Below are 26,404 nucleotides of genomic sequence, written 5' to 3'. Positions count from 1 at the left end.
CGATGAAAATATGATAACAACGCATAGATACTAGCGAATCAGCATCCGGCGGTCAAACTATTCTCACTTATCAGCTGTTGTTTTGTGGCGCTCGGTTGGCAGATTGCCCTGCGAAGTATTTTCGTTGTTCTTCTGTCAGGGGCCTGTTAGCGCTTCTGCCCGCGTTTAGATGTTGGCACCTCTCCCGCTTTGGTCATCAGCCTTGCTTGATCAGAGCGGCGATCTGTTCCGGGGTGCTATGCGGATGTACGCTGATGTACCGCTGGGTTTCCTCTGCTGTCAGCGGCTCTGCCTGCTGCCATTGGGTGTTCAGGACCGCGACGTCGGCTTCTGAAACCTGTCTACGTTGGCTGCTGCGCTGTTCAACCCGTCGTATCAGGTCTTCTTTACTTAGCGGGAAGTCGAGGATGAGCAGGGGGCGTTGCAGTTTGCTCGCCAGTTGCTGCATCTGTCGGCGTTGTTCCTGTTTGAGGAAGGTGGCATCAACGATGACTGGCAGGTCGGAGAGAAGAATGGTTTCGGCCTGCGTCTGCAGGTGGTGGTAGGTTTGGCGGCTGGCTTGCTCGGTGTAGATTCCGCTGTCGAGCGCTGAGTGGCTAGTCTCTGTCGCCTGCAGTCCATGCAGCCGTTTACGTTCGATATCAGAATGCAGGCTGATGGCGCCACATAGCGGGGCGAGTTGTTCGATGAAGGTGCTTTTACCGGAACCGGAAAAGCCGTGGCTGATGATCAATGGCGGTTGCTGTGGGACCGTGTAGCTGGTGGCCAGATCAAGGTAGCTTTGCGCCAGCTCGCTATCCACCGTCCGTTCGCGGCTGCTCAGTCCTGGCTGTGACAGCCGCAGGCAGGTGACTTTGGCCCGCACCAGGGCGCGATAAGTCTTGTAGAAGTTGAGTAGCGGCAGTCCCTGATAATCGCCGCTTTGGCGCAGGTAGCGGTTGAGAAACAGCCATCCGAGGGGGGACGCGCCGCGATCATCCAGGTCCATCAATAAAAAGGCGATATCGCTGATTACGTCGATCCAGCGCAGATTCTCGTTAAACTCAATGCAGTCAAACAGCAGTGGTTGCTGGTCCTGCCAGACCATGTTGGCCAGATGCATGTCGCCGTGACATTCACGAATGGCACCCTGTGCCTTGCGCTGTTCCATCCGCGGGCTGAGAGTCTTTAGCCGGCTCCGACTCCAGCTTTCCAGTTCGTTCAGTTGTGCAGCGCTGCGGCTGTAGGTCTTTAGTGCCTGCAAGTGGTGAAAATTTTCCAGTACCGGCGCACTGATCGCGGCGGCGGAGCCGAAGCTTTGGTTTGGCTCGCTGCGTGGGAGTTGCTGATGGATTGCCGCGATGTAGTCGGCAAAGGCTCTGATCTGCTCGGCCTTGAGGCGTTGCTGCTCAAGCATTACATCCAGTTCGCCGGAGCGGGGGAAGCGTTTCATTTTAACAGCATATTCAAATGCCGGGGTGCCGCTGAGGATGGGGGCTTCGGGCGTGCCACCGATGCCTATGACTTCGAGGTAGAGATGCGGGGCAAAACGCTGATTGAGGCGGATTTCTTCGTTGCAGTAGTGTCGTCGCTTGGCCAGGGTGGAAAAATCAAGAAAGCCGAAGTTGACCGGTTTTTTTAGTTTGTAGGCAAAGTTACCCGCCAGAAGCACCCAGGAAATATGGGTTTCGACCAGTTTGACCCGATCCGCCGGGTGATCGTAACAGTCAGGATTGTGCAGTGCTTTAACCAGGATTGATTGCCGGTTGGTCATGCGTTGTCTCCTGGCCCTCGGGGGCAGCTCAAAGGCAGGGAATTGCTATTCGTCGTCCTGTTTATAGCCTAGTCGATCGGCTCGTATTGGCAAATGTCGCGCTGATATTTTGCTCATTTTCACTCAGAGCATCCATCATCTGCAAAGAATTCATCTTGCGCCTCGTCCTTTAAATCAGATTCTGCGGTATTTCTTGGTGGTATTGTTGGGTGTATGTTGGTAAGATTAACGATAGCCAAGGATGGGGGGGGTGGAAATGTTGAAAGATAACTGCGAATGTCCTCCCGATCGATCCGCCACCTACGGGTCAATCGTTTTTAGAGCTGGCAGGGCCTTCCTGTATTTGCTCATCATTTTTTTCCTGAGCGGCTGTCAAGACGAGCGGCCGACGGTCAATCTCGGCAGTAATGCCGATCGAGAAGACTCCTCGCCGGTAACGCCAGCCGATCCTCAAGCGACGTTACGAGTGGCTGTCGGGGCCATGGTTTCGCCGGAAATCACCCGTGAGTATTATCAGGAAATGATGGAGCTGATAGCCCATCGCGTTGGTCGCCGGGCGATTTTTTCACAGCGTCGTACCTACGCAGAAGTCAACGAACTGGTCGAAGCGCATGAGGTGGATCTGGCCTTTGTCTGTGCTGGTCCCTATACCAGTGGCCGTGATGATTTCGGTATGGAGCTGCTGGTCACTCCGGTGGCACACGGACAAACCGTTTATCATTCATATATTCTTGCCCGACGTGGCAGCGCAATCCAGTCTTTTGCTGATCTGCGCGGCAAACGTTTCGCTTTTACCGATCCGCACTCCAATACTGGCTCCCTGGTGCCGACCTATATGCTTGCTAAGGATGGCGAGTCTCCCGAATCATATTTTGCTGAAACCTTCTATACCAACAGCCATGACAACTCGATCAAGGCGGTTGCCGATGGCTTGGCCGATGGCGCAGCGGTCGATTCCTTGATCTGGGAGTTTATGAATGCTGTCGATCCTGAGGCGACCGCACGAACTAAAATCATTGAAAAGTCACCCCCTTACGGGATTCCACCCGTTGTTGTGCACCCCCATCTGGACGCTGAACTGAAACGCCGCTTAAAGGCAGCCTTTCTCTCTCTGCATGAAGATCCCAACGCGATTCCTTTGTTGCGTAAGATCCAGATCGACCGCTTCACTGAAGGGGATGATGCGATGTATGACAGTGTGCGTGAGATGCGTCAATGGACGGATTCTTTTGTCCGGGGGACTCGTCAGTAATGCTGAAAAGAAAAATATTCCAGCGCACTTCCTTTTTGTTGCTGACCCTGATCGGGGTTGTCACTGCAGTTCTTATCTTTTTTTCCTTGCGCGAAAATCGTATCGAAACAAAGCGGATTCATCTGGCTGTCGCCAGTGTGGTGACGGGGGAAATCGAACGTCTCATCCTTTGGGATGACCGCGTCGCCGTGCGCGAGACGTTGGCACGACAAATGGAGATTCATCATCTGATTGAATACGCTTTTATTGTTCTTGATGGCCAACCCTACGTTGACTCCTTCGGCGGCTCCGTTCCCGTTGGCCTGCTCAACGCGGCCTCTCCCGAGCAGCAGGGAGCATATTATCTGGAGTTTCTCGATCCCGATGGGGAAGTTTACTACGATCTGGCGCTCTCCATGCCGCAGACCGGCGCGGTCTTGCGACTTGGGCTGAAAAGGGCCAACATCGATAAGCAAATATATCCTGCTGTATCTATGATTGCTTTTGTCGGCAGCATCGCTCTGTTGATCGGAATTGCCTTCTCTTATCGGATTGCCCTGCGTGCGACAAGGGAAATCACCCTCCTTTGCGACGCTATCCATTCTTATCGGGGGCAGGGCGATGAGGCGCCTTCAGGCTTAACTGACGCGACAACAGAAGTGGCTGAGCTGACAAAATCTTTCCGTGGACTTGTTACCGAGCGTCAACACGCCGAGGAAGAGTTACGGCAACTGCGCAACTATCTTTCCAATATCATCGATTCGATGCCTTCGGTGCTGATCGGTGTCGACCCTGATGGCAAGGTGACGCAGTGGAATAGTGAAGCGCGGCGGACGACCGGCATAAGTACGGAGGCTGCTCTGGGGCAGCCGTTGGGTCAGGTTTTCCCCCGCTTGGCGAGTGATTCGCCGCGGATGCGTCAGGCGATGCAGACGCGCCAGCAACAGAGCGACAGCAAGCGTCCCTATCCGCAAGAGGGGATCACCCGCTTTGAGGATGTGACGATCTACCCGCTGATCGCCAATGGCGTGGTCGGGGTGGTGATCCGGGTGGATGATGTCACCGAGCGGGTTCGACTGGAAGAGGTGATGATTCAAAGTGAGAAGATGCTTTCGGTTGGCGGACTGGCTGCCGGCATGGCCCACGAGATCAACAACCCGCTGGCCGGGATGATGCAGACTGCCAACGTCGTGGCAAACCGCTTGTCCAAAGACCTGCCAGCCAATGACCGCGCCGCTGCCGCTGTTGGAACGACAATGGCGGCGATTCACGGTTTTATGGAGAGTCGCGGGATTTGCAAAATGATCGATCAGATCCATGCCTCGGGTATACGCGCTGCGGAGATTGTCGACAATATGTTGAGTTTTGCTCGCAAAAGTAGTGCTGCCGTCTCAAGTCACAATCTCGGCGAGCTCCTCGACCGCAGTGTCGATTTGGCCAGCAGTGACTACGATTTGAAGAAACAGTACGATTTTCGCCAGATTAAGATTGTTCGTGAGTATCAGGATGATCTGCCGCTGGTGCCCTGTGAAGGCAGTTCTATCCAGCAGGTTATGTTGAATATCCTCCGCAATGGGGCCGAGGCGATGCGGGATGTCGTCGCGTCCGCTGACGGGCGGGAGCCATGCTTGCGGTTGCGGACGGCATACGATCCGCAACGCAACTCTGTACGTGTCGAGATCGAGGATAACGGTCCCGGTATGGATGAAAAAACCTGCAAGCGGGTCTTTGAGCCTTTCTTTACCACCAAGCCGGTCGGGGTGGGGACCGGGCTGGGTTTGAGCATTTCCTACTTTATCGTCACCGAAAATCATGGCGGTGAAATGAGTGTAGAATCCTGGCTTGGTGCGGGTACTAAATTTGTCATCGATTTGCCGGTCGCGGGAATTTCGGCCTGACTGAGGTGAGATGTCATCCGGGCATAAAAAACAATCAGCCCCCTGAGTTATTTAAACGTCAGGGGGCTGATTGTTTTCTCAGTTTTTCTATTCTGCGTCAGCTATCGCTGGCGGCATTCCAACCGGCCTGAACCGCTTTGAGGTTGGTTTCCAGCAGCGCCGGTTTTTTGAAGGTTTCAGCCAAAAAGGCTTCCAGTCCGGCCAGCTCGAACATACCGGTTTTTCGAGCGACAAATCCAAGCACAACCACATTGGCCGCTTTAGTCGTTCCTGCTTCCGCGGCCAGGTCTGTCGCCGGCAGGGCGTAGACTTGGCCCTTGAGGTTGTCCGGCACCTGATCGATCAGCGAGCTGTTGTAGATGATCAGGCCATCCTCGGGGACCAGTGGGCCGAATTTATCCAGCGATGGTCGGTTCAGGGCAACCAGCACGTTCGGGTTTTCGACCGCTGGGGAGCCGATCGCTTTTTTACCCACCACCACCGAGCAGTTGGCAACACCGCCGCGCATCTCCGGACCGTAGGAGGGCAGCCAGGTGACCTCCATATTCTGTTCCATCGACATCTGCGCCATCATCATGCCGAGCGATAAAATCCCCTGCCCGCCAAAACCGGCGAATTTGAAGCGCAGCTCATCGGCCAGCATTTCCATCTTCTGGCTGGTATCTTCGTCATCACTGGTCAGTCCGAGCTGTTCGGCGATGGCCGCAAATTCAACCCGTTCGCAGCGACGATTCTGTGCCTGGCGCTCATCGGTCAGATCTTTAAAGACGCCGAGCGGGTACTGCTTGCAGACCACCTCGTCGATCCACTCGCAGGCTTCCTTTGGATCTTTTCTCCAGTTGGTCGGGCACTGCGAGAGCACTTCGATAAAGGCATAGCCCTTCTTGTCGCGCTGCACTTCCAGGCCTTTTTTGATCACCTTGATCGCCTGCCGGATGTTTTTCGGGTTGTTGACGCCGACCCGGGCGACCAGGGTTGGCGCTTCCAGCCCGGCCATCATTTCCGCCATGCGCAGCGGGTAGCCGTCGTTGAGTACGCTGCGGCCGGTTGGTGAGGTGGTCGAGGTCTGACCGATCAGCGTGGTTGGCGCCAGTTGGCCGCCGGTCATGCCGTAGATGTTGTTGTTGACGAAAAAGACGATCATGTTCTCGCCACGGTTGGCGGCGTGGATGGCGTTACTGGTACCGATCGCCGCCAGGTCGCCGTCGCCCTGGTAGGAGATGGTGACGCTGTCCGGGTTGGCGCGGCTGACGCCGGTGGCGACGGCCGAAGCGCGGCCGTGGGCGGCGGAAACGCTGGCGCTTTCAAAGTAGTAGTAGATAAAGACGCCGCAGCCGACCGGACCGACAATGATCGTCTGGTCCTGCAGCCCGAGCTCGGCGAGCTGATCGGCGATGATCTTGTTCAGGGTGCCGTGGCCGCAACCCGGGCAGTAGTGGGTGGTCTTCTGCATACTCGGCTTGCGTTCGAAGGTGTCGAAGAAGGCCGGTGATTTCTCGTAAACTTTAGACATTTTTCGCCTCCTGCAACAACTTTTCGGCTTGCTCGACCAGTTCGCCCAATTCCGGCAGGTTGCCGCCGACCCGACCGTAGTGCTTGACGTTATAGCCAGGCAGAGACAGGCGGACATCCTCGACAAATTGGCCGCGACTCAACTCGACCGACAGCACCGGCACGCCCGGTTTGACGATTTCCTGATAAACTTTACTCGGGAACGGCCAGAGGGTCTGCGGGCGGATCAGGGTCGCGTCGATGCCGCATTCGTTGAGCTGATCGACCACGCTGCGCAACATCCGACCGGTGATGCCGTAGCCGGTCAGGACGATATCCGGCACATCGGCGCCGTAGACTTCCGCCTTGGCTTCTGTGTCGGTGATCTGCTGATATTTGTCATGCAAGCCATTAATGTGCGCTTCCATATCATCAAAATCGAGATAGATGGAAGTGATCAGATTGTCGTTACTCTCCGTCTTGGTATCCAGCGCCCAGGGTTTCTCGGCGCGGTGAGTTGGCACCTCGCGGATATCGATCGGCTCCATCATCTGACCCAGCGTTGCGTCGGTGAGGATAAAGACCGGGCTGCGCCATTTGTCGGCCAGGTCGAAGGCTTCGATGCTCATCCGGTAGGTTTCTTCGACCGAAGCCGGGGCCAGCACGATGGCGCGGTAATCACCGTGACCGCCACCTTTAACCACCTGAAAGTAATCGCTCTGTTCCGGACCGATGTTGCCCAGGCCCGGACCGACGCGCTGCACATCGACGATAACGCAGGGCAGCTGCGCACCAGCCAGGTAGGAGACGCCTTCCATCTTCAGGCTGATGCCGGGGCCGGAGCTGGCGGTCAGCACCCGTTGTCCCGAGGATGCGGCGCCATAGACCATGTTGATGGCGCCGACTTCGCACTCGGCCTGAACAAAGACTTTGCCGAGCGGTAAAAAGTGCTCGCTGGCGGCATGGGCGATCTCGCTCGCCGGGGTGATCGGGTAGCCGTAGTAGGCATCGCAACCGGCCACGAGGGCACCGATTACCACCGCCTCGTTTCCTTTAACCAATTTTTTCAAAACAGGGACTCCTGTAGTTCTTTGTTTCGCAATATTTAAGTTACGGTTTAATAACGGTGACCGCGCCCGGCTCTGGGCAGACCAGGTAGCAGTTGGCACAGCCGATACAGCCGTCTTTGGCGACCACGGTGGTCGGATAGCCCAGCTCGTTGATCTTGTCCGAGGCCTCAAGGATATCCTTCGGGCAATGGATGATGCACAGGCCGCAGGCCTTGCACAGATCTTCGTGGATAATCACCGTTGGTTGTTCTTTTTGCTGTTTCTCAGTCACTTTATCCTCACTCAAATACTTTGGTTTTAATGCCGAGTTGCTCACAGGCCATCTCGCGTAGCTTATATTTCTGGATCTTGCCGCTGGCGGTCATCGGGTAGCTGTCGACGAAGAGGACATGCTTCGGCTTTTTGTAGGGAGCGATGCGGGTGCGGGTGAAGTCGATGACATCCTCTTCGGTGATGTCGGCCCCCGCTTTGCGAATGATGAAGGCGCCGACCACTTCGCCGTATTTTTCGTCGGGCAGGCCAACCACCTGCACGTCGAGCACACCCTCCATGGTGTAGAGGAATTCCTCGATTTCGCGCGGGTAGATGTTCTCGCCGCCACGGATGATCATGTCTTTAATCCGGCCGGTGATCTTGTAGTAGCCGTCGGCATCGACCTCGGCCTGATCACCGGAGTGCAGCCAACCGTCGGCGTCAATGGCGACTGCGGTCTGCTCCGCCAAGTTGTAGTAGCCCTTCATGACGTTGTAGCCGCGGCAGCAGAGTTCGCCGCGCTCGCCAATACCGACCTCTTTGCCACTGTCGGGATCGACCAGCTTGACTTCGATCTCCGGCAGCGCGGCGCCGACGGTGCCGGTGCGCTGGGCGACCGCGTCGTCGGTGCGGGTCTGGGTGATCACCGGCGAGGCTTCGGTCAGCCCATAAGCGATGGTGATGTCGGTGCAGTTCATTTTGTCCATCACCTGGCGCATCGTCTCTTCCGGGCAGGGTGATCCGGCCATGATGCCGGTGCGCAAACTGCTCATGTCGAACATGTCGAACATCGGGTGGGAAAGCTCGGCGATGAACATGGTCGGCACGCCGTAGACTGCGGTACACTTCTCTTTCTGCACCGCCGCCAGAACCATCAGCGGATCGAACAGCTCCAGTGGCACCAAAGTGGTTCCATGGGTCAGCGCCGCCATTACTCCGAGTACGCAGCCGAAGCAGTGGAACAGCGGCACCGGCAGGCAGAGCCGGTCGGCTTCGGTGAACTTCTGCCGGTCGCCGATGTAGTAGCCGTTATTGAGAATATTGTAGTGGCTGAGCATAACCCCCTTGGGGAAACCGGTGGTGCCGGAGGTGTACTGCATGTTGATGACATCATGCGCGCTCAGCGAATTTTTGATCCTGTCCAGTTCGGCATTGTCGGATTGGTCGCCGAGCAGCATCAGCTCGCGGGTGTTGAACAGGCCGCGATGCTTTTCTTGGCCAATGAAAATAACGCTGCGCAGTTCCGGGAACTTTTCACTTTTTAACTGGCCACGCTGGCAGGATTTCAGCTCCGGAATCAGCTCGTTAATCGTCTGCAGGTAGTCGTGATCGCGGAAGTGACCGATCAGCGCTAAGGCTTTCAAGTCGGCCTGCTTGACCAGGTATTCCAGCTCGAAGCTGCGGTAGTGGGTGTTGATGGTCACCAGCACCGCGCCGATCTTGGCGGTGGCGAACATGAAGGTTGTCCAGTCGGGCACGTTGGTCGCCCAGATGCCGACATTGTCACCCTTACCGATGCCGATCGCCAGCAGGCCCTTGGCCAGCTGGTCGACCCGCTCGTTGAACTGGCTGAAGGTCCAGCGCAGGTCACGGTCGGGGTAGACGACAAATTCGTGGTCGGGCAGACGGGCTACCTGGTCCTCGAAAAAGGCACCGATAGTTTTATCTGTATATGGCATGGGAGCTCTCCGAACTAGCAGGGTGCGTAGACGACGGCCAGAATTTTCGCGGTTTGGTCACCTTTGGCGTGAACATCGTGGGGGACGACGGAGTCGTAATAGATGCTTTGGCCTGCTTCCAGTTCGTAGCTGGTTTTACCGTAATTGATCTGGATTTTACCTTCGATGACGTAGATGAACTCCTCGCCTTCGTGTCCGGAGAGTGGTGGCGCCTCGCCGCTGAGCGGCTTGACGTCAATCATGAAGGGTTCCATGTGACGATCTTTTTTGCTGGCGGCCATCGAATAAAAATCGAGGTTGCTGCTGGTCGCTTTGGGGTCTTTGCCGGAAAAGCGGAGCACGTTGGGAGATTGAGCATTATCGAACACCGCCGGACCCTCGACCGGAGCGTCATCGAGCAAAGTACCGAGGCGTTCGCCCAGGGCGCGGGAGATTTCCATCAGCGGGGTCAGTGAGGGCACCAGGGCCCCTGCTTCGATCTGCCGGATCTGGTCGGCGTGACATTGACTTTGTTCGGCCAACTGCTCGACGCTCATTTGTTTGGCTTCGCGCAACTGACGCAACTTGACTCCGATTTTGTTCTCGGCAGACATTCATAACTCCTTTTTGACGGTGTTTTAGGCTAGAAAAACAGTCGATATTAAATAAAATAACAAGGATGTCATAAATTGCCCGATCTGCTAAAAATCGTCAAGATAGAAGTTTGCTTTGAGTGGCGTTTTGTTTTGGTTTAAACAAACAGGGGTTGATGGCGAAGTTTTTTACTATACGCTGGCAGATAGCTTTGTTATCTTATTTTAATGGAGGTTGGGGCAATGAATAAAAACATGTTTGCCAGTGACAATTATAGCGGCGTTTGTCCGGAAGCCTGGCAAGCGATGGCCGAGGCCAATAGTGGCTACGTGAATTCCTATGGCGACGACCTCTGGACGGCCAAGGCCTGTGATCGTTTGCGCGATTTTTTTGCTACCGATTGCCAGGTTTTTTTCGTTTTTAACGGCACTGCAGCCAATTCTCTGGCGCTGGCCGCGCTGTGTCGTTCTTATCACAGCATCATTTGTCACGAGATGGCCCATGTCGAGACCGACGAATGTGGTGCCAGCGAGTTTTTCTCCAACGGCACCAAGGTGCTGCTGGTGCCGGGCGAGGGGGGCAAAGTTGACCCAGCGGCGGTGACCCATACCGTAGCGCGGCGCAGCGATATCCACTATCCTAAGCCGAAGGTCCTCAGCATTACCCAGGCGACCGAGCTGGGGACGCTCTATTCCATTGACGAATTAAATGTGCTCGGTGAGCTGGCTCGACGGCATCAACTGAAGTTGCATATGGACGGTGCCCGTTTTGCCAATGCCCTGGCCTCGCTTGAGCTGCCGGCGGCGGATCTGACCTGGAAGGCTGGGGTCGACGTTTTGACCTTCGGCGGCACCAAAAATGGCATGGCGGTTGGTGAAGCGGTGGTCTTTTTTGATCGGCAACTGGCCGAGGAGTTTGACTACCGCTGCAAACAGGCCGGACAGTTGGCTTCGAAAATGCGTTACCTGGCGGCCCCTTGGGTGGGAATGCTGGAACAGGGGACGTTGTTGAACAACGCCGTACATGCCAACCGCTGTGCCAAGCTGCTGGCGGAACAGCTACTGCGCATTGCGGGGGTGCAACTGGTGCATCCGGTGCAGGCCAATGCGGTCTTTGTGCAGATGCCGGAAGCACTTATCGCTGCGTTGCATGAGGCCGGTTGGCATTTCTACACCTTTATCGGTTCCGGTCATGCACGCTTTATGTGCTCGTGGCAGACCTGCGAAGATGATATCCTGATGTTTGGCGATGAACTGCAGAACATTGCTGCGCACCTTCAGGCGGCTGATTAAACTGGTTTTGATGGGATAACAGAATGGGAACTTTCAGAGATTTTAATTCAATTATCAAGTGCATGGGGGAATTGCCGCCATCGCCGATCGTCGCGACCAAGCTGCTTGAACTGTTGCGTAAACCTGATCTGAAAATCAAGGAACTGGCCAATGCCGTATCGCTCGATCCGGTCATCGCGGCGCGCTTGATGCGCATGGCCAATTCGGCATTTTACCAGCAGCAGAAACAGATCAACACGGTTGACCGGGCGATTATCATTGTTGGCGAGGACGTGTTGAAAAATCTCGCCATGGAATACAGCCTGCGCAACGCGCACAAAACCTATGGTGTTTTAGAGCGCCGCCTGTGGGAAGTGTCCATCGGTTGCGCGGTTGCCAGCCGCATGATCGCTGACCGCCTGACCGAGATTGACAAAAATGAAGCCTACCTGGCTGGCTTGCAGCACCACATCGGCAAGGTCTTGATGGTCAATCGTGACAAGGATCTGTACAAGGAGGTCGTCAGGATTGTCGATGCTGGCAAGGGCCAGCTGCGCGATGTCGAGCGCGGTCTGTTTGCCTATTCCCATGAAATGGTTGGCGCGGCGCTGCTCGATTACTGGAATTATCCGAAAACCATCGTCAATGTCACCCTTCATCACCACGAGTTTGAAAAACTTCGTCATGAAGATGAAGAGGTCTTTACCCTCTGTGCCATTATTTGTCTGGCCAGTGACTTCTGCCTTCACCACGGTATCGGTCGCTTGCAGCCGGATAAGGATGTCGATATGACCCGCAACCCAGGAGCGATCGCCCTGGAGGCCAATCCACTCGTTATTGACGAACTGCTGGAAAAGTTCCATCCGGCATTCATCAAAGAGCGCAACCTGTTTCTGTCCTGAGCTATCCGGATTGAAAACCGCCACTTGCTCCGTAGTGTTTCCCTCAAAAAAAATCTGCAGAAATCGTGGTCTCTGGAAGTCTGGCCGTAATTAGCGGGACAGGGTGCGGCACGGGTTTTAAGAGGACTTGCTGCTGCCGATAAAGCCATGTTAGTTTCAGTTGTGGTTTATCTTCTGTTTTGCCCCCTGTTTTTGAGGATTCGTTGTCATGTGCAAAAAAATCTTTGTTGCCTCGACTGGCCAGAATACCGGGAAAACTACAACCAGTATCTCTTTATTGCACCTGGCGCAGCGTAAATACCAGCGGATCGGCTTTATCAAGCCGTTCGGTCCGAAACTGACCAATTACAAAGGGCAGGACGTTGATGTTGATGCCGCTCTGGTGGCCAATGTTTACGGTATGGATGACGACCTCAAGTTGATGTCGCCGGTGGTGCTGCATTCGCAGACCACCCGCAAGGTCCTCGACGGTCGCATCGACGCCGGGCACTACCTTGAGCGGATCGAGCAGGCGGTTGCCGAATTGGAAAAGAAATGCGATTTTCTGATTATCGAGGGCGCCGGACATTCCGGAGTCGGCTCGGTGGTCGGTCTGAGCAACGCGCATGTCGCCAAGCGACTTAATGCGCCGGTGTTGATGGTTGCCGGCGGCGGGGTCGGCAGCGTGATCGATGATATTCATCTGAATCTGTCGATGTTTCGCGAGTCGGGCGCCGAAGTGCGGGCGATTCTGCCGAACAAGCTGATGCGTTCCAAGCGGGAAATGATCCTGCACTATATCGGTCTGGCGTTTCGTGACTCAGGGATCAAGGTGGTCGGTGGCTTCAACTATTCCCCGATTCTGGCCAATCCGACCTTGACCTATCTGTCGGCGTTGTTGAAGCTGAAATTGAACGCTGACGAAGAACAGAGCCGCAAGATTGTTCATCAGGTCCAGCTCGGTGCAGCGTCCACCCAGCGGGTGGTTGACAAGTTGCTGGAATCCACCTTGGTCATTGTCACCAGCAGTCGCGACGAGGTGCTGGTTATGCTGGCGACCCTCTATCACCTGCCGGAATTTAAAACCAAAATAGCCGGTCTGATTATCACCGGAGTGGCGCCGATTGCTGATATTGTCCTGCGGGTTCTCGACGATGCGGAGATCCCCTACATGCGGACCACAAACCCTTCGGCCGAAGTTTACACGGTGATTCAAGAAGATGTCGCCAAGATCCGCGCTGATGATTTTCAAAAGATTGGTCTCGTCCAGCAATTGGCGGAGACGGAACTCGATTTTGAAATGATTGATGCACTCTTCTAAGTGGTCTGAAGATAATACTTTAATCTGGTCATCTGCTTTGCTCCACCAAAAATCGGTGTTGCGTTAATTCTTCAGTTTTTGTCCACTGAAAACACGGAAGACACTGAATTTTTAAGATCAAGATTTTTCCGTGAGTTCTGTGCTTTCTGTGGAAAATATTTTTCAACCATGCTTTGACGTTAAATCATTCAAGGTTGAGTCAAGTGGATAAACAGTTACTTTAAAAGGTTACATTACATGGGTTTTCTGAAAAAAATATTTGGTGGCGGAGCTTCGATCGCAGGCTTGCGCAAAGCGGTTGAGCAGAAGCGTTTCGCTGATGCCAAGCTGCTGGCGGAACAATTGCTTGAGCAACCCTTGGCTGACGCTGAGGTTGCCGAAGCAAAGCAACTGCAGGTCGCTGCCGGCGATGGTCTGGCGCGGCTCAACCTGGAGGAAGGGCTCGGCTTTCAGCGTTCGGGAGATGCCGAACGGGCGGCGGAGCATCTGCAGTTAGCGCTGCAGCAGGTTTGCAGCGCAACGTTGCGGAGCGAGATTGCGCAGCTCGCCGAAGAACCGCTGATTCCGATTGTCGAGGCACCGGAGCCAAGTCATGCTGGTGGTTCCTGTGGCAGTTGCGGACCGCAGGAGTTGGAGCCGCTAAGCAATGATGAATTCGATTTGCCCGATCGCGACAGTCAGCTGGAGTTGCTGTTGACCTCTTATCCGCCGCAGATTGCCGATCTTTATCGGCAAAAGGGGGATCCCTTTCTGCAGGCCTTTTTGTTGTCCAACTCTGGACAGGATGAGGAGGCCTTGCCGATCTGGCAACAGGTGAAACCTGAGGATCAGGATGCGCTCTACTGGTTTGAGTTCGGTTCTGCTCAGGCTCGGTGCGGCGCGGAGAAAAAAGCGCGCAAAAGCCTCGAAAAGGCGTTGCAAATTGATCCGCGGATGACGGCGGCGACAGAGACTCTTGTCGCCCTGCTGGTTTCTCTGGGTGAGGCGGATAATGCGTTGACTCTATTGCAGCAGCTGCTGGAGGGCGGGCAGGATCCGGCTTTTTGTCACGTCCAGTTAACGATTGTCCGCTTGCAGAAGCAGCAGACTGAGCTCGCTCTCGGCCATGCTCGCCAGGCTTTGGCTGTCGGCGTTACGGCACCGGACTTTCTGCAGTTGGCTGCTTCCCTGTTGGAGCAGGCGGGCGAGTTGGAAGAAGCGGAAGCGGTTTTGCAGCGTCTGCCCGGGGGCGGCTGTGGTGGTGGCATCAGTCTGCAATTGGCAGAATTTCTGCTCCGTCAGGAAAGGGATCTGGCGAGAATTCTGGATACGTTTAATGATGCCTGTCGCAAGGATCCGCAAAATCCACGTTGGCAGTTGCGGGTCGCACAGACTTACCTGGCGCGCAACTGGCGCAAGGAAGGGCTTGCATTGCTGAATAAGGTGGTGGATGATCCGCGCCTCGATGCGGAATTGAAGCAAGAAGCCGACCTGCTCTTGGCCAGTCAGGGGGCCTGAGCGTGCCAAGTATTACCGAGGTCAGCGCGTATCTGGCGGTTCATCAGATCGAGGTCTGGGAATATCAGCAGCCAACACCGACCGCCGCTGCTGCGGCCGCCGCTGTTGGCTGTTCGGTCGCCGAAATCGCAAAGACGTTGCTGTTTTTAGTTGGTGGCCAGCCGGTTGTGGTGGTGACCTGTGGTGATATGAAAGTGAAGAGCTCGCTGCTGAAGCAGGCCTCTGGTTTTTCCGGCAAGGTTAAATTCCCACAGGCTGATGAGGTCTTGTCCCATACCGGCTATGCCCCCGGTGGTGTTTGTCCATTTCTGTTTCCGGCCGAACTGCCGGTTTTGCTGGATGTCTCCTTGCAGCGGTTTGAGCAGGTTTATGCCGCTGCCGGCAACGATTTCTCCGCTGTGCCGATCCGTTTTGTCCAGCTGGAGGAGCTGACTGGCGGCTTGCCGGTTAACGTTTGCCAGCCCTTGTCTCTGCCTTTATAACTTCTAGTTTAAAACGTTTTTCAAATCCACCTGTTGGCTTGTTGGTCTTGAGCCTGGGTTTCATTAAGTTTCTTGGTTTTTTCTCCCACATTAATCTTGTAAGTTCAATCTGCTAGGGCATTCTTCCCGTCCAGATTTTCTCATCTGTCTTCGATTCTTCGGTTGTATGCGGTCGGCAAACGCTTTGATCACGTCGGTCATGTCAATCATCAGGTGAATTACCAGGGCCGCCTGCTCGGTTGTTCGGTCTACAAAACGGCCAATCGTTATCGCTGTATCTTCCTGCGCGACATCAGTGAAAAGACCCACCTCGAATCGATCGCCAACTGGCCGATGTGCTGGAGCGGTTACGGTTGAGTCTTAACGCCGCCATGGGCCGCTTGCAGAAAAAGTAGGGGGGCTATCTGCGGAGTACTCACTTTATTTCGCCATTGACTGGCTTGACTCCCCAGTATTCTAGGCGATAACTTAGAGTATCAGCTTATAATCTTTCTGGAGTTACGCACCCATGGATGATTCCCCGTTGATCCTGACTATCGACGATGAAGCGTCGGTTCGCGATAGTTTTCGACTCTATTTGGAGGATTTTGATTACCGGGTGATCGAAGCCGCAGATGGTATCTCAGGCATCGAGATGTTTCGGGCACAACGGCCCGACCTGATTCTGCTTGATATGCGGATGCCAAAACTTGACGGGTTGGATGTACTCAAAATTGTAAGCAAAGAAGATCCTGACCTCCCGATCATTATGGTTTCAGGGACCGGTGTCATCAGCGACGTTGTTAATGCGGTCCACCTTGGAGCCTGGAGCTACTTACTCAAACCAATCATCGATTTGTCTATTCTGCGGCACGCTGTCGAAAAAGAACTTGAAAGGGCACGTCTGATTCGCGAAAATCGCGAATATCGCAATCGCTTAGAGGAAATGATCTCCCTGCGGACCCGTCAACTTGAAGCCGCCTATTTCAAACTGGAACAGAATTACGTGCAGGTCATACACAGCCTTGGCCGAGCAGCGGAGTTTCGCGACAATAACACGAGCGCACATGTTGTCCGCGTCAGTAAATACTCACGGCTTCTGGCGCAGGCATGCGATCTGCCTGATCAAACCTGCGAATTAATTCAGTTGGCAAGTCTGATGCACGACATTGGAAAGATCGGCACTCCTGATCGTATCCTATTAAAGCCCGGCAAACTTGATGGCGATGAATGGCGCCAGATGCAGAAGCATTGTGAGATTGGGGTAAAGATTTTAGAAACCGCGTCGAATGATGAAATAGGATCATACCCCCCCGGAGCATCCGAAGAAATGATGATTTCATCTGACCGGGAATCTGAGCTACTTATCATGGCACGGATTATCGCCGCCTGCCACCATGAGCGCTGGGACGGCAAAGGATATCCCCATGGACTAACAGGCGAAGAAATCCCCATCGAAGCCCGCATTGTTAGCCTTTCCGACATCTACGATGCGCTTTCCAGCACTCGCGCCTACAAAAATGCCTTTGAGGAGTCAGAATGTCAGCAATCTATCCGCGATGAGGCCGGAAAATCTCTCGACCCACACCTTGTTGACCTCTTTTTCGCGAATATCGGCGGCATCCTGGATATTAAAACATCGTGGACTGACTGATTAATCGGAACGTCAGTCATAAAAATGCCGTCTCTTCATTTCTGAACGATGTCTCCGAGAGAGTCGCTTTGAGGCAATGGCATCGATGCAGGTGATTACGCTTAAACCAAAACTAAGAGAAAAATGTTTTTCTCTTACAGGGCATATTTATGCTCCTTGACCGGTGCCTTTAAATGGGTGACACAGGGAGGGGATCTCCAAGGATTTTTGCAAGCGCTTGCGAGTTGAATTGTCAAATCAACTTAATCCTCTATCCAGGCCTATTTTTTTGACAAATGATTGGTTTTCTTTTGAGAAGTCAAAGAGCTCTGTGGCAAAGTCTGTTCAATTATCAACTCAGGAGGAATATCTATGCTTGAACTTTTACGTCAGCGCCGCAGTATCCGCAAATTTAAATCGCAACCGGTCGAAGCGGAAAAGATTGAACTGCTCTGTGAGGCGCTGCTGCGCTCGCCGACTTCACGTAATTTCCAACCCGGCCAGTTTGTGCTGGTTGATGACCCAAAGCTGTTGCAGCAGCTGGCGACGGCTAAGGCGAACGGCACGGCTTTTTTTGCCACTGCGCCACTGGCAATCGTGGTTGCCGCCGATCCGCAGAAGTCGGATGTCTGGATTGAGGACAGTTCGATTGCTGCGTTTGACGCACAGTTGGCCGCAGAGGAGTTGGGGCTGAAAAGTTGTTGGGCGCAGCTGCGTTTGCGGCCGCATGACGATGACATCAGTGCTTCGGAATACGTGCGCCAACTGGTTGGTCTGCCGGAAGGGCTTGAAGTGCCGATGGTGATTGCTGTTGGTTACGCCGATCAAGAGTTGGCCGGCCATCCGCGTGAGACGTTGGCGGATGAAAAAATCCATCGGAATAAATTCTCTGTCGAGTCAAAATAGCGTTAATTAGTTTACGGGTTAACCCCTTGACTCAACCTTGAATGATTTAACGTCGAAGCAATGGTTGAAAAATATTGTCCACTGAAAACACAGAACTCACGGAAAAATCTTGATCTTGCAAGTTCAGTGTCTTCCGTGTGTTCAGTGGTTAAAAACTGAAGAATTATCGCAACACCGATTTGTGGTGGAGCGAAATAGATAGCCAGAATTAGTTTTTCTGCAACCTCAGTTCTGCCAGCGTTTGCCGATAGAGTTCGGTGTCTTCGCTGGAAAAACAGCAGAAAATGATTTTGCTCAAAGAGCTGGGTCGCTGCAGAAAATTCAGGGTTTCGCTGATGGCGATGTGGCAGGCCTGGCCGATCGGATAACCATAGACGCCGGTGCTGATCGAGGGGAAGGCGACCGACTGCAGGCCTGCGGTGGCGGCCAGTTGCAGGCTGTTACGGTAGCAGTTGGCCAGCAGCTGCGCCTCCCCCTGCTGACCGCCGTGCCAGATCGGGCCGACGGTGTGAATCACTTTCTCGGCGAGCAGCTGGTAGCCGTCGGTGATTTTCGCTTCACCGGTCGGGCAACCATTGAGCAAGCGGCACGCCTCGAGTAAATGCGGCCCGGCGGCGCGGTGAATCGCGCCATCAACACCACCGCCTCCAAGGAGTCTGGTATTTGCTGCGTTAACGATCGCCGCAACTGGTAGCTGCGTGATATCCCCTTGTAGAATGTCTATTGCCGTCATCCGCTGAATTCCCTTCTCTGCTGCTATTCAGGCGTTGTTCCGCTTGCCGTGGGGGAGGAAATTCTCCGGTTTTTTCGCCATTTCCGCGCGGAAGCAATCACTCAATCGCTTCATCTCCAGTTCTTTATCCGCTCCCGGAACCCAATGGGAACAAAAGAAGATGATCTTGTTTTGATAGTCGAGTCCGGCCGGAACCAGGGGAATCTGTGCGCTGTGAGCAATCCGGTAACAGCCGATTTTCCACGGGCTGGTCGCTTTGCGGGTCCCTTCCGGGGCGATGCCAATGATGAAATGGGGGCGCTGTTCGCAGTCGTCGATCAAGTGTTCAAGGACTCCATGCGGATGGGCGCGGTCGACTGGAATGCCACCCAATTTGCGCAGTACTTTCCCCCCGGGACCATTGAATAGGCTGTTCTTTCCCAACCAGACGGCATCCAGATCGAGAGCGAGTGCTGCCGCCATGCCGATGACAAAATCCCAGTTGGACGTATGTGGGGCAACAGCGAAGACCGCTTTTTTCAGCTCGGGTGGCTGCTGCGCAAAACGCCAGCCGAACAGCTGTAATAGCCGTTTCGCGACGCGTTGAGCGATGGACCAGTTTCGGCGGGGTAATAGGGATGCTGTGGTCTGCATGCCTTAGATTGTAGCGATAATTTGTCAGAATTGTCATTCTTGTAGAAATCATAGCGTTTAAACAGGACAAAAGAGCAGTGAAAGCTTGCTCGTAATTATAAAAAACTGTAATAAGTAGGGGCAAAGAATTGAACTTTCCAGGTTGCTCTGCATCGAATAGAGTTGGTTCTGTTGGTTGTTGGCAACCATTATTGTGGTAAGAAATTTTATGTATTTGCTTCGCCTTTGTTTCCTGCTTCTCTTTGTTCCGTTGTTGCTGCTCTGCGGTTGTAGTCGCTCCTCTCCCGAATTTAAAAATTTGTTAAAGTCTGATATCGACATGGTTGCCGACGCGCATCTTGATCGGATTGAGGAGCTGCTCAAGGAGTTGACGACTAAACTCTATCGTCGCAATCCGCGCGAATTGAAGAAAGGACCAGTGTCGTCGTTGGATGAGCGTGTTGCGCAGCTTTTTAATGCTGACCGCTCCCTGGTTTTTCCTGAAGTCAATAACTTGCGCGGTGTACCGGCGATACTCTTCGCGCTCGACCCGGATTATGCGGGGGATCGCACGTTTGCTTTGATGGTTGGCATGATCAGCATGGTGCGCAGTTCGTATAATGATCAGCCGGAATTTTTTATGCTCGACAGTCTCGATCCGCAGAAGCTTTACAATAGTGCCCGTAATCTCGAAATTCTGGTTTGGCGTTTGAAGTATCGTCTTGATGCCGAAGGGAGGCCACTGTTACTGACCAATAGCCTGGCCGATGAGGCGAGAAATTTAAGCTTTGAACGTCTCTTTGGTAAGCTGATCGCGTATCAGGATGTGATGGCGCAGATAGCTGCAGAGAAGTGGGATCGGGCGGTTAATCGTGTTGTGCATAGTGCTGCGACAGCGGTTTTTTTACCGGTTGGACTCTAGTACCTTGTACCCCCTAAATCGTCGCATCTTGCTTGTTCTTTGACGCGCCACCTGCGTTGTGACTTCAGTTGCATAGCGGTGCTATGCGCCCTTAATCACGCCTTATTGGCACGCCAAATCCCTTCGCAATCTTGCGACACTTTAAGAGTTACAAGGCACTAGATTTCGGTACGTGCGCTCGTCATTCTGTTGTTGGCGATGCCGGGTTCTGGTGGTCTTTTTCGCGTTCACTGTCGAGGCCGAGTTGCTGAGGCGGAAGGCTGGGAGGCCGCAAGCTGTCTTGACGACTGTTGCCAGCCAAGGTAAATGGACCGGGCAGCTTCTTTTTTTGCTCGGTTAAGGCGTCTGATCTTAATTCTTCTTCAAGGATTTCTTCCTCAATCTCGATGGCCAGTTTATTCAGCGGTGACAGGCTGAGCTGTCGTAACCCACCCTCGCGGGTGTTCTCAATCAAGGTCAGCGGGCCGGACCGCTCGATTTTAAACTCGGTTACTGCTTGGCCCAGCCGGACCTTTACCCCTTCCTTGATTGCTTTGATGGCATTGACTTTCGGGTTGCAGTGGCTGAAAACCTGCGGTTGCGAGGCCGCTAGCTCCATAATTGATTGTTCTTTTTCCTGCTCCAGCTTTTCCCATTGCAGGTTTAAAATTGACAGTCGCAGCTCCGAGGCATTGTCGAATGCTTCGCCTAACTCTTTAACCCGCTCCAGTGGGCCGAGGGCTTCATGGATCAGTTTTAATTGCCGGTTGATGTTGCTCAGTCGTTCGTGCAGGTAATCGAAGCGATCGGCATCGGGGAAATAGATTCCAGCAACAAGCTCCGTGTGGAGCCCGGAAGTGGCCCCCAAGATCTTCGCTTCTATCCCTTCCAGGGCAATGCATCTGCCACCGATAATTGAACCGCGCTCGACAATGATCTGTCCCGTCGCCTTGACGTGCGAATTGCGGATTTCATTGCTGACGAAGACATTGCCATAGCAAAGGACCATCGCCTGGTTGAGGTAGTTGGCTTTGAAGTCGCCATGGCAGATGATCTTTCCCGTTTCCTTGCCGGCAACGCTGCCGATTTCCATCGATCCTCCCGATTCGATCTGGCCGTTGCCGATGACTCCGGAAATCCGTATGCCCTTACTCGCTTTGACCGAAAAATCATCCGGCACATCCCCTTTGATTTCGACATAACCATGAAAATCTATATTGCCGACCTTTAAATCGAGGTCGCCGGAAACAATCAGCTCATCGACGACGGAAAGGGTCTGCTTGTCGAGCAGGGCGCGGCCAGCTCTTTCTGCAAAGGCAATGCGGTCATCATATTTCAGGATGACACCTTGGCCAGCAATCAGGGGGAAGGGCTTGCCTTTTTCGGCTGGAATCGGTAAGCCGTTGGCGGTCATCCCCGGGGTACCCTCTTGCGGTGGGTGGACGGTGCCCAGTTTCTGTCCCACTTCTATCTCGGTAAAGGTGTGCAGGGTGCGTAGGTCAACTCTGCCGTTGGCATCTTCCTCAAATTCTGTCTGCTCAGGTTTGGTTTTCACCGCCAGTTCAAACCAACCGTCGGTTCCGCTTGTCGCCCCATAACCTTCCGCCAGCAGCACATCCTGTTGAGCTCTTTTTTCTGCCGCTGCAGCACAGAAACGGTACAGCCCGTCAAAATTGATCGTCTGTGAAATGTTGTATTTGTGCAGGAGTGAAATGAGTTCGGGGGGCGTCAGGGCTGTGGTGTCTGCGGCGACATCCAGGGTGGTTGCGTTTGTCGCAGCGCTATTTTCGGACCTTGACTCTTCAGCTTCGGTCGTTTCGTTTTCTGCTTCAATGGCTATCGGGACCCCTTTAAGAATCTGTAGGTCGGCCCGGCATTTCAGCTGTTCATTCGCAAGTCGGAGAGACAATCGATAGCCGGGGTACTCCTGTTGATGAAGCAGGTTCGGATCTGGTGGATTGGTCTGTTGTGTTGCAACCGTTGCCTCGGACATGGCGCCTCTGCTGTGGCCTGAATGCTACGTGGTTAGCTGCTGCCAACATTGATACCGCCGAAGAGGGATGCACGGCAAGAAATATCTGACCTAAAAGTATTTTCAAGCGGTTGGTGACGCGAATGGGTCCCGGCGTTTTACTTTATTTTCGGTGCCGATTAAGTGCGTTCTCTCTCCACAAAATGCGAAACTGATTAACTGTTAAATTATGTTATGCATATAGCATGATATCCCCAGCAGTTTATGTCGGAATTCTTTACATTTATGGTATCTAATCGTTTTAATGGTGGATACCCCTTTCATCTCGGGTAGATAGGAAATCGGTCTGATATTTGCTTGTACCCCGCGGGCAAAAGGAAGGGAGGCCTTAAAACGTGGTTAGGGGTATGTAATTAACCCCTTATTAGTAGCACCCATTTGCAATGCAATAGCCGCATAAAACATCTAGCAGCCCACCTGTTTAATTGGTATTGATGATATCAAAGTAACACCAGGGTTCCAAAAAGAATCAACGAGGGAAAGATACCAACAAAAATTAAAGAGGAGAACCTAATGAAAAAGCTTGGATTGTTTGGAATTGTGCTTTTTGTCTGCCTACTCATAACTACGTCCTTAACTTTTGCCGCCAAACCCGCTCCGTCACCAGACGGAACCGGAACCTTGACCGGAAAAGTTCTCATAGCCGGAACCCGCACCGCTATTGTTGGTGCTTCGGTCTCCGCGACCGGTGCTACCGGTACCTATGTTGCGTCCGCTGATAGTAAAGGAACCTACATCCTGACCCCACCAGCCGGTGAATATACCGTCACGGCCACTGCTGTTGGATATACCAGTCAGACTTTTTCGGCTACAGTTAAATCCGGGACGAAAGCAACGCTCTACTTTGCCCTGTCTGAGGTCGTCGCAACCGGCGGCACGCTTGCGGGTTCGGTGCTGGATGCTGCGACCGGTTCGCCACTGATCGGCGCTCTGGTTAACGCAGATCACGGCGGTTATAGTGCCCTGACCGATAATCAAGGGCAATATTTGCTGGAGGTCGCTGCTGGCAGTTACGATCTGACCGCATCCTTAGCCGGCTATCAAGCGCTTACCTCGCCGGCAACGGCTATTGTTGATCAGACGACGGTCATCGATTTTGCCCTTTCGGCACTGTCTGCAGGTCTCAGCATTAGCTCCTTAACCGCAACACCGGATAGCTTTCTCGAAGCAGCTACGGCTTCAATTTCTCTTGCAGCTGTTGTTGAGGGCGCACCACTGACCTATTCCTGGGCTCAGGTTGCCGGGCCAAAGGTTCCTCTGGACGCGACCGCCGCCAGCGCAACTGCTGATATCAGTCTGCTTGAAATTGCCGCAGAGTGTGAGCTGGTCTTCGAGCTGACTGTCAGTGACGGAACCGACTCAGCAACAGCACAAGTGACCGTTGTCGCACTACCAACCGACATGGTCCAGTACCCGGAAGCCAATGCCCAGGTCGGTGGGTCGAGTACTGCGGTTGCCCGCTTCCAATATGCAGGTACCGAATGGTGTCTTTTCAACCTTGGTACCACCTTGCGTGCCACTCCGGTAACCCCGATTAAAGGTATCTCTTACGACCTAACCATTCCGGCCTTTGCTAACGATATCGAAGTCCTTAACTACAACGGCCAATTGTATGCACTGATTGCCACGGGCGAAGCCGGTATCACCATCGTTAACATAACTAATCCCGCAACGATGACGATTGAAAACGTGCTGCCGGTCAATTTCTACCTTGATGGCGTGATCTTCGCTGAAGGTGGCGGGGCCATCCTCTACGACAATATCTTCCAGAGCAGCGCATCACCGATCGCTTCCCTGGCAACTGACGGCGTAGATCTCTACATCGCCAACCACGAGTTCGGCCTGCACAAAACCAGCTTGCTCAACGTCTTCGGTGATGTTCGTGAAATCGACGGCACCCTGAAAATTGACCAGGAAGTTTGTACCGTACAATATGCCGGCGAGCATGCCTGGGGCGGCCCGGTGGATATCAGCCTCTACGGCGGAAAACTGTTTGTCGGACTCGGTGCCCAGGGAATGGGCATCTTTGATCCCGTCACTATGCAGCAGGTCGGCCGCTACAATCGTTACACCGATGAAGCGCAGACCGAAGATTATTTTGGTGCCATGTCTGTCAGTCAAACGGTTGCCAGCGACTCAGCCACCGGCGAACCGTTCGTCGATGCCTTTACCGGTATGCCTGACTATCGTCAGGTCAACTTTGAAATCACCGTTGTCATGAAGGGGACCGGTACCGACGATCCGACCCCGTGGGCCGATTTTGATCGCAACGGCAAGTGGTACTACGAAGCGATCGGCGTCGATATCGCTCAGCAAGGCACTCGCACCATCGCCTACATTGCCTACGCGTTGGGTGGTGTGGTCGCCGTCGATATCAGCGGTTTTGAATCAGCAACGGTTCAAAACTTCTTTAACGGCCAATATCTCGGCTACTTTGTCGCCGTTCCTTCCAATGGCCCTTACGAAACCCTCTCCGAGCCGTCCAGTTTGCTGCCCTATGAAGGGGCTGGCATGCTCAAAGAAGCGGGGGTCACCAGTGTTCGTGTTCAGGGTGACCGCCTCTACATGACCGACCATTTTGCCGGTCTGGTTATTGTCGATAACGCCGCCACTCCAGAAAACTGGAACGGTGATGCCCCTCCCTACAACAATGATACCGACGGCATCCCCAACAACAACGTCCCGACCTATGAAGATATCACCTCGTACAATATGTCCCCGTGGGATCCAGCCGATAACGAGTCACTGCCCTGGGCTTACTACCAAGGCCCCTGTGAACTGGCAACCCGCGAGCTCAATGGCCACGGCTACACCCTTGAGATTATGGACACTATCGATGTTACGAACGCTGGTCAGATCGACGTGCTCGAATGCTCCGGTGCCGGTGGTTTCGTCCAGGTCGATGTCAGTAACATCACTGCTCCGCTGATGACCGATCGTTTTGCCATCAGCACCTACTTCCCGACCACCGATGAGGTTGGTGCCGCCGCTGACGGTAGCGCCACCCAGACCATCGCTTTGGGTCATACCGACAGCATTGCATCTACACCTGACTACATCTACATCTCTGATGGCCCTCACGGCGTCAGTGCCTGGAAGATCACCGATGAGTTCGGTTACCCGACCGATAATGTCAAGCTGGTTGCCAATACTCTGCAGGATGAGTATCCAGAACTGGTCGGCGACGAATTGATCTACCCGGCATCGCACACCGTGCGTAATGTTATCGACCCAAGCGGCGAATTCACTTGGGCACTCTGCGTCGGCAACGGTCTGCGCAGAATCCCTATTAGCCAAGTGGAAGCGGGCGGTGGTCAAATCGGCTCACCACTCCTGCTCAAAACGTTCATCGAGGACAGCTTTGAGCACAATGGCGACTGGGGCGTGATCAAGAAGTTCAACTATCAGGATCAAGCTTACGATGTCGAATTCCTCGGCAACTACGCTTATGTTGCCGACGGCACCAACGGCCTGACCATCTACGACATCACCAAAGATTCAACCAATGCGCGCAGTGGCTTCTTTGTCGGCAACATCGGCTACAACATCGGCAACCCGCTGCTCGGCACCGCTTCGGGTGTTGAACTGTGGACCGACTCAGCGACCGGCAGCCGCTATGCAGTAGTCGCCGGTGGTCCTTACGGCGTCGCGGTGGTCAATGTCACTGATGTCAATGCCATGCACGTCGTTAAAGTATTTGAGCCGATTAAATACGAAAATGGCGATATTGGCAGCGCCGATGGTCAAGCAATCGACGTCGAAGTAATCGGCGACAATGCTTACTTCACCTACGACAGCTTCGGCGTGCTGGCCTACGCCATGGCCGATCTCGTTCTGCCAGCGCCAGATGGTGTCGACCCGACCGAACTGTTCAAAAAGGAAGTCGACGGAACGGTCATCTACGACTACCGACCTGAATTTGTCGGTCGTTTCAAGCTGCAATGGGTCCCCGGCTACGAAGAGATGTCCGGTGGCGCAGTCAAGATGGCCTACACTGAAGCGGGCGGAAAACTGATGATGTACGTTGCCTTCGGTGAAGCCGGTGTGGTCAAAGTTGACTACAGCGACACCGCAAATCCGCAACTGGTCGAAGTGGTTAATACGGCGGCCGAATGTGTTGATGTCGAAATTGCCAATGGCCGCCTCTATGTTGGCGACCACGGTGGTGGCATGGTGCTGTTTAAATAAAGTGCAATTGTGATTCAATCG

The 26,404-nt window shown here is 53.8% G+C and carries 21 protein-coding genes; 12 read left to right on the top strand and 9 right to left on the bottom strand.

Features of this window, described 5'->3' with window-relative positions; all coding sequences use genetic code 11:
• Window positions 1–196 precede the first annotated feature (196 nt).
• Window positions 197–1,753, bottom strand: a complete 1,557-nt coding sequence (locus ACZ5PT_RS01745; protein WP_464265091.1) for a bifunctional aminoglycoside phosphotransferase/ATP-binding protein — start codon at window positions 1,751–1,753, stop codon at window positions 197–199.
• 256 nt (window positions 1,754–2,009) lie between these two features.
• Between ACZ5PT_RS01745 and ACZ5PT_RS01740 the strand changes: the two genes are divergently transcribed.
• Together ACZ5PT_RS01740 and ACZ5PT_RS01735 are read left to right on the top strand one after the other, a co-directional pair.
• A complete protein-coding gene (locus ACZ5PT_RS01740) occupies window positions 2,010–3,005 on the top strand; it encodes a substrate-binding domain-containing protein (RefSeq protein ID WP_464265090.1) in 996 nt (331 codons plus the stop codon).
• Complete coding sequence (locus ACZ5PT_RS01735) at window positions 3,005–4,882, top strand: two-component system sensor histidine kinase NtrB (protein ID WP_464265089.1); 1,878 nt, start codon at window positions 3,005–3,007, stop codon at window positions 4,880–4,882. Before ACZ5PT_RS01740 ends, ACZ5PT_RS01735 begins: the two co-directional genes overlap by 1 nt.
• 97 nt (window positions 4,883–4,979) lie before the next feature.
• Here ACZ5PT_RS01735 and ACZ5PT_RS01730 read toward each other — a convergent pair whose 3' ends face one another.
• From ACZ5PT_RS01730 to ACZ5PT_RS01710, 5 genes are read right to left on the bottom strand one after another with little or no spacing between them, the layout of a single operon-like run.
• The gene (locus tag ACZ5PT_RS01730; protein WP_464265088.1) at window positions 4,980–6,395 is read right to left on the bottom strand and encodes a 2-oxoacid:acceptor oxidoreductase family protein; all 1,416 of its coding nucleotides are present in this window, start codon (window positions 6,393–6,395) and stop codon (window positions 4,980–4,982) included.
• Window positions 6,388–7,443, bottom strand: coding sequence for a 3-methyl-2-oxobutanoate dehydrogenase subunit VorB (gene vorB / locus ACZ5PT_RS01725; RefSeq protein WP_464265087.1), 1,056 nt, complete (start codon window positions 7,441–7,443; stop codon window positions 6,388–6,390). The genes ACZ5PT_RS01730 and vorB overlap by 8 nt, the downstream gene beginning before the upstream one ends.
• A 40-nt stretch (window positions 7,444–7,483) precedes the next feature.
• Window positions 7,484–7,714, bottom strand: a complete 231-nt coding sequence (locus ACZ5PT_RS01720) for a 4Fe-4S dicluster domain-containing protein (RefSeq protein WP_464265086.1) — start codon at window positions 7,712–7,714, stop codon at window positions 7,484–7,486.
• Between the two features lie 7 nt (window positions 7,715–7,721).
• Window positions 7,722–9,374 (bottom strand): AMP-binding protein, encoded by a 1,653-nt coding sequence (locus tag ACZ5PT_RS01715; protein ID WP_464265085.1) that lies wholly within the window; start codon window positions 9,372–9,374, stop codon window positions 7,722–7,724.
• A gap of 14 nt (window positions 9,375–9,388) precedes the next feature.
• Window positions 9,389–9,967 (bottom strand): helix-turn-helix domain-containing protein, encoded by a 579-nt coding sequence (locus ACZ5PT_RS01710; protein ID WP_464265084.1) that lies wholly within the window; start codon window positions 9,965–9,967, stop codon window positions 9,389–9,391.
• Window positions 9,968–10,189: 222 nt separating this feature from the next.
• Between ACZ5PT_RS01710 and ACZ5PT_RS01705 the strand changes: the two genes are divergently transcribed.
• The 8 genes from ACZ5PT_RS01705 to ACZ5PT_RS01670 all read left to right on the top strand — a co-directional run bounded on the left by ACZ5PT_RS01705 (window position 10,190) and on the right by ACZ5PT_RS01670 (window position 17,917).
• Window positions 10,190–11,239: a threonine aldolase family protein gene (locus ACZ5PT_RS01705; protein WP_464265083.1), complete on the top strand. Its 1,050-nt coding sequence runs from the start codon at window positions 10,190–10,192 to the stop codon at window positions 11,237–11,239.
• Window positions 11,240–11,262: 23 nt separating this feature from the next.
• A complete protein-coding gene (locus tag ACZ5PT_RS01700) occupies window positions 11,263–12,120 on the top strand; it encodes an HDOD domain-containing protein (RefSeq protein ID WP_464265082.1) in 858 nt (285 codons plus the stop codon).
• 208 nt (window positions 12,121–12,328) lie between these two features.
• A complete protein-coding gene (locus ACZ5PT_RS01695) occupies window positions 12,329–13,420 on the top strand; it encodes a phosphotransacetylase family protein (RefSeq protein ID WP_464265081.1) in 1,092 nt (363 codons plus the stop codon).
• Between the two features lie 237 nt (window positions 13,421–13,657).
• Window positions 13,658–14,917 carry a tetratricopeptide repeat protein gene (locus ACZ5PT_RS01690; RefSeq protein ID WP_464265080.1) on the top strand — a complete coding sequence of 420 codons (1,260 nt, stop codon included), beginning with the start codon at window positions 13,658–13,660 and terminating at the stop codon, window positions 14,915–14,917.
• Window positions 14,918–14,919: 2 nt separating this feature from the next.
• A complete protein-coding gene (locus ACZ5PT_RS01685; RefSeq protein WP_464265079.1) occupies window positions 14,920–15,399 on the top strand; it encodes a YbaK/EbsC family protein in 480 nt (159 codons plus the stop codon).
• A 162-nt stretch (window positions 15,400–15,561) separates the two neighbouring features.
• The gene (locus ACZ5PT_RS01680) at window positions 15,562–15,756 is read left to right on the top strand and encodes a hypothetical protein (RefSeq protein ID WP_464265078.1); all 195 of its coding nucleotides are present in this window, start codon (window positions 15,562–15,564) and stop codon (window positions 15,754–15,756) included.
• 166 nt (window positions 15,757–15,922) lie between these two features.
• Entirely contained in the window at window positions 15,923–17,032 is a 1,110-nt protein-coding gene (locus ACZ5PT_RS01675) for an HD domain-containing phosphohydrolase (RefSeq protein ID WP_464265077.1), read from the top strand.
• A 351-nt stretch (window positions 17,033–17,383) separates the two neighbouring features.
• Window positions 17,384–17,917 (top strand): nitroreductase family protein, encoded by a 534-nt coding sequence (locus tag ACZ5PT_RS01670; protein WP_464265076.1) that lies wholly within the window; start codon window positions 17,384–17,386, stop codon window positions 17,915–17,917.
• Window positions 17,918–18,125: 208 nt separating this feature from the next.
• Here the strand turns inward: ACZ5PT_RS01670 and ACZ5PT_RS01665 are convergent, their stop codons facing one another.
• Together ACZ5PT_RS01665 and ACZ5PT_RS01660 are read right to left on the bottom strand one after the other, a co-directional pair.
• Window positions 18,126–18,650 carry an O-acetyl-ADP-ribose deacetylase gene (locus tag ACZ5PT_RS01665; RefSeq protein WP_464265075.1) on the bottom strand — a complete coding sequence of 175 codons (525 nt, stop codon included), beginning with the start codon at window positions 18,648–18,650 and terminating at the stop codon, window positions 18,126–18,128.
• Between the two features lie 27 nt (window positions 18,651–18,677).
• Window positions 18,678–19,283: a 1-acyl-sn-glycerol-3-phosphate acyltransferase gene (locus ACZ5PT_RS01660; protein ID WP_464265074.1), complete on the bottom strand. Its 606-nt coding sequence runs from the start codon at window positions 19,281–19,283 to the stop codon at window positions 18,678–18,680.
• Between the two features lie 208 nt (window positions 19,284–19,491).
• Between ACZ5PT_RS01660 and ACZ5PT_RS01655 the strand changes: the two genes are divergently transcribed.
• Entirely contained in the window at window positions 19,492–20,184 is a 693-nt protein-coding gene (locus ACZ5PT_RS01655) for a hypothetical protein (protein WP_464265073.1), read from the top strand.
• Between the two features lie 181 nt (window positions 20,185–20,365).
• Here the strand turns inward: ACZ5PT_RS01655 and ACZ5PT_RS01650 are convergent, their stop codons facing one another.
• A complete protein-coding gene (locus tag ACZ5PT_RS01650) occupies window positions 20,366–22,156 on the bottom strand; it encodes a DUF342 domain-containing protein (protein WP_464265072.1) in 1,791 nt (596 codons plus the stop codon).
• A gap of 552 nt (window positions 22,157–22,708) precedes the next feature.
• On the opposite strand from ACZ5PT_RS01650, the gene ACZ5PT_RS01645 reads away from it, so the two are divergent.
• Window positions 22,709–26,383: a carboxypeptidase-like regulatory domain-containing protein gene (locus ACZ5PT_RS01645; RefSeq protein WP_464265071.1), complete on the top strand. Its 3,675-nt coding sequence runs from the start codon at window positions 22,709–22,711 to the stop codon at window positions 26,381–26,383.
• Window positions 26,384–26,404 lie beyond the last annotated feature (21 nt).

The sequence above is a fragment of the Desulfuromusa ferrireducens genome, assembly GCF_055389805.1.
Note: the sequence above shows the minus strand (reverse complement) of the source record. Positions and strands in the feature narration are given on the sequence as shown.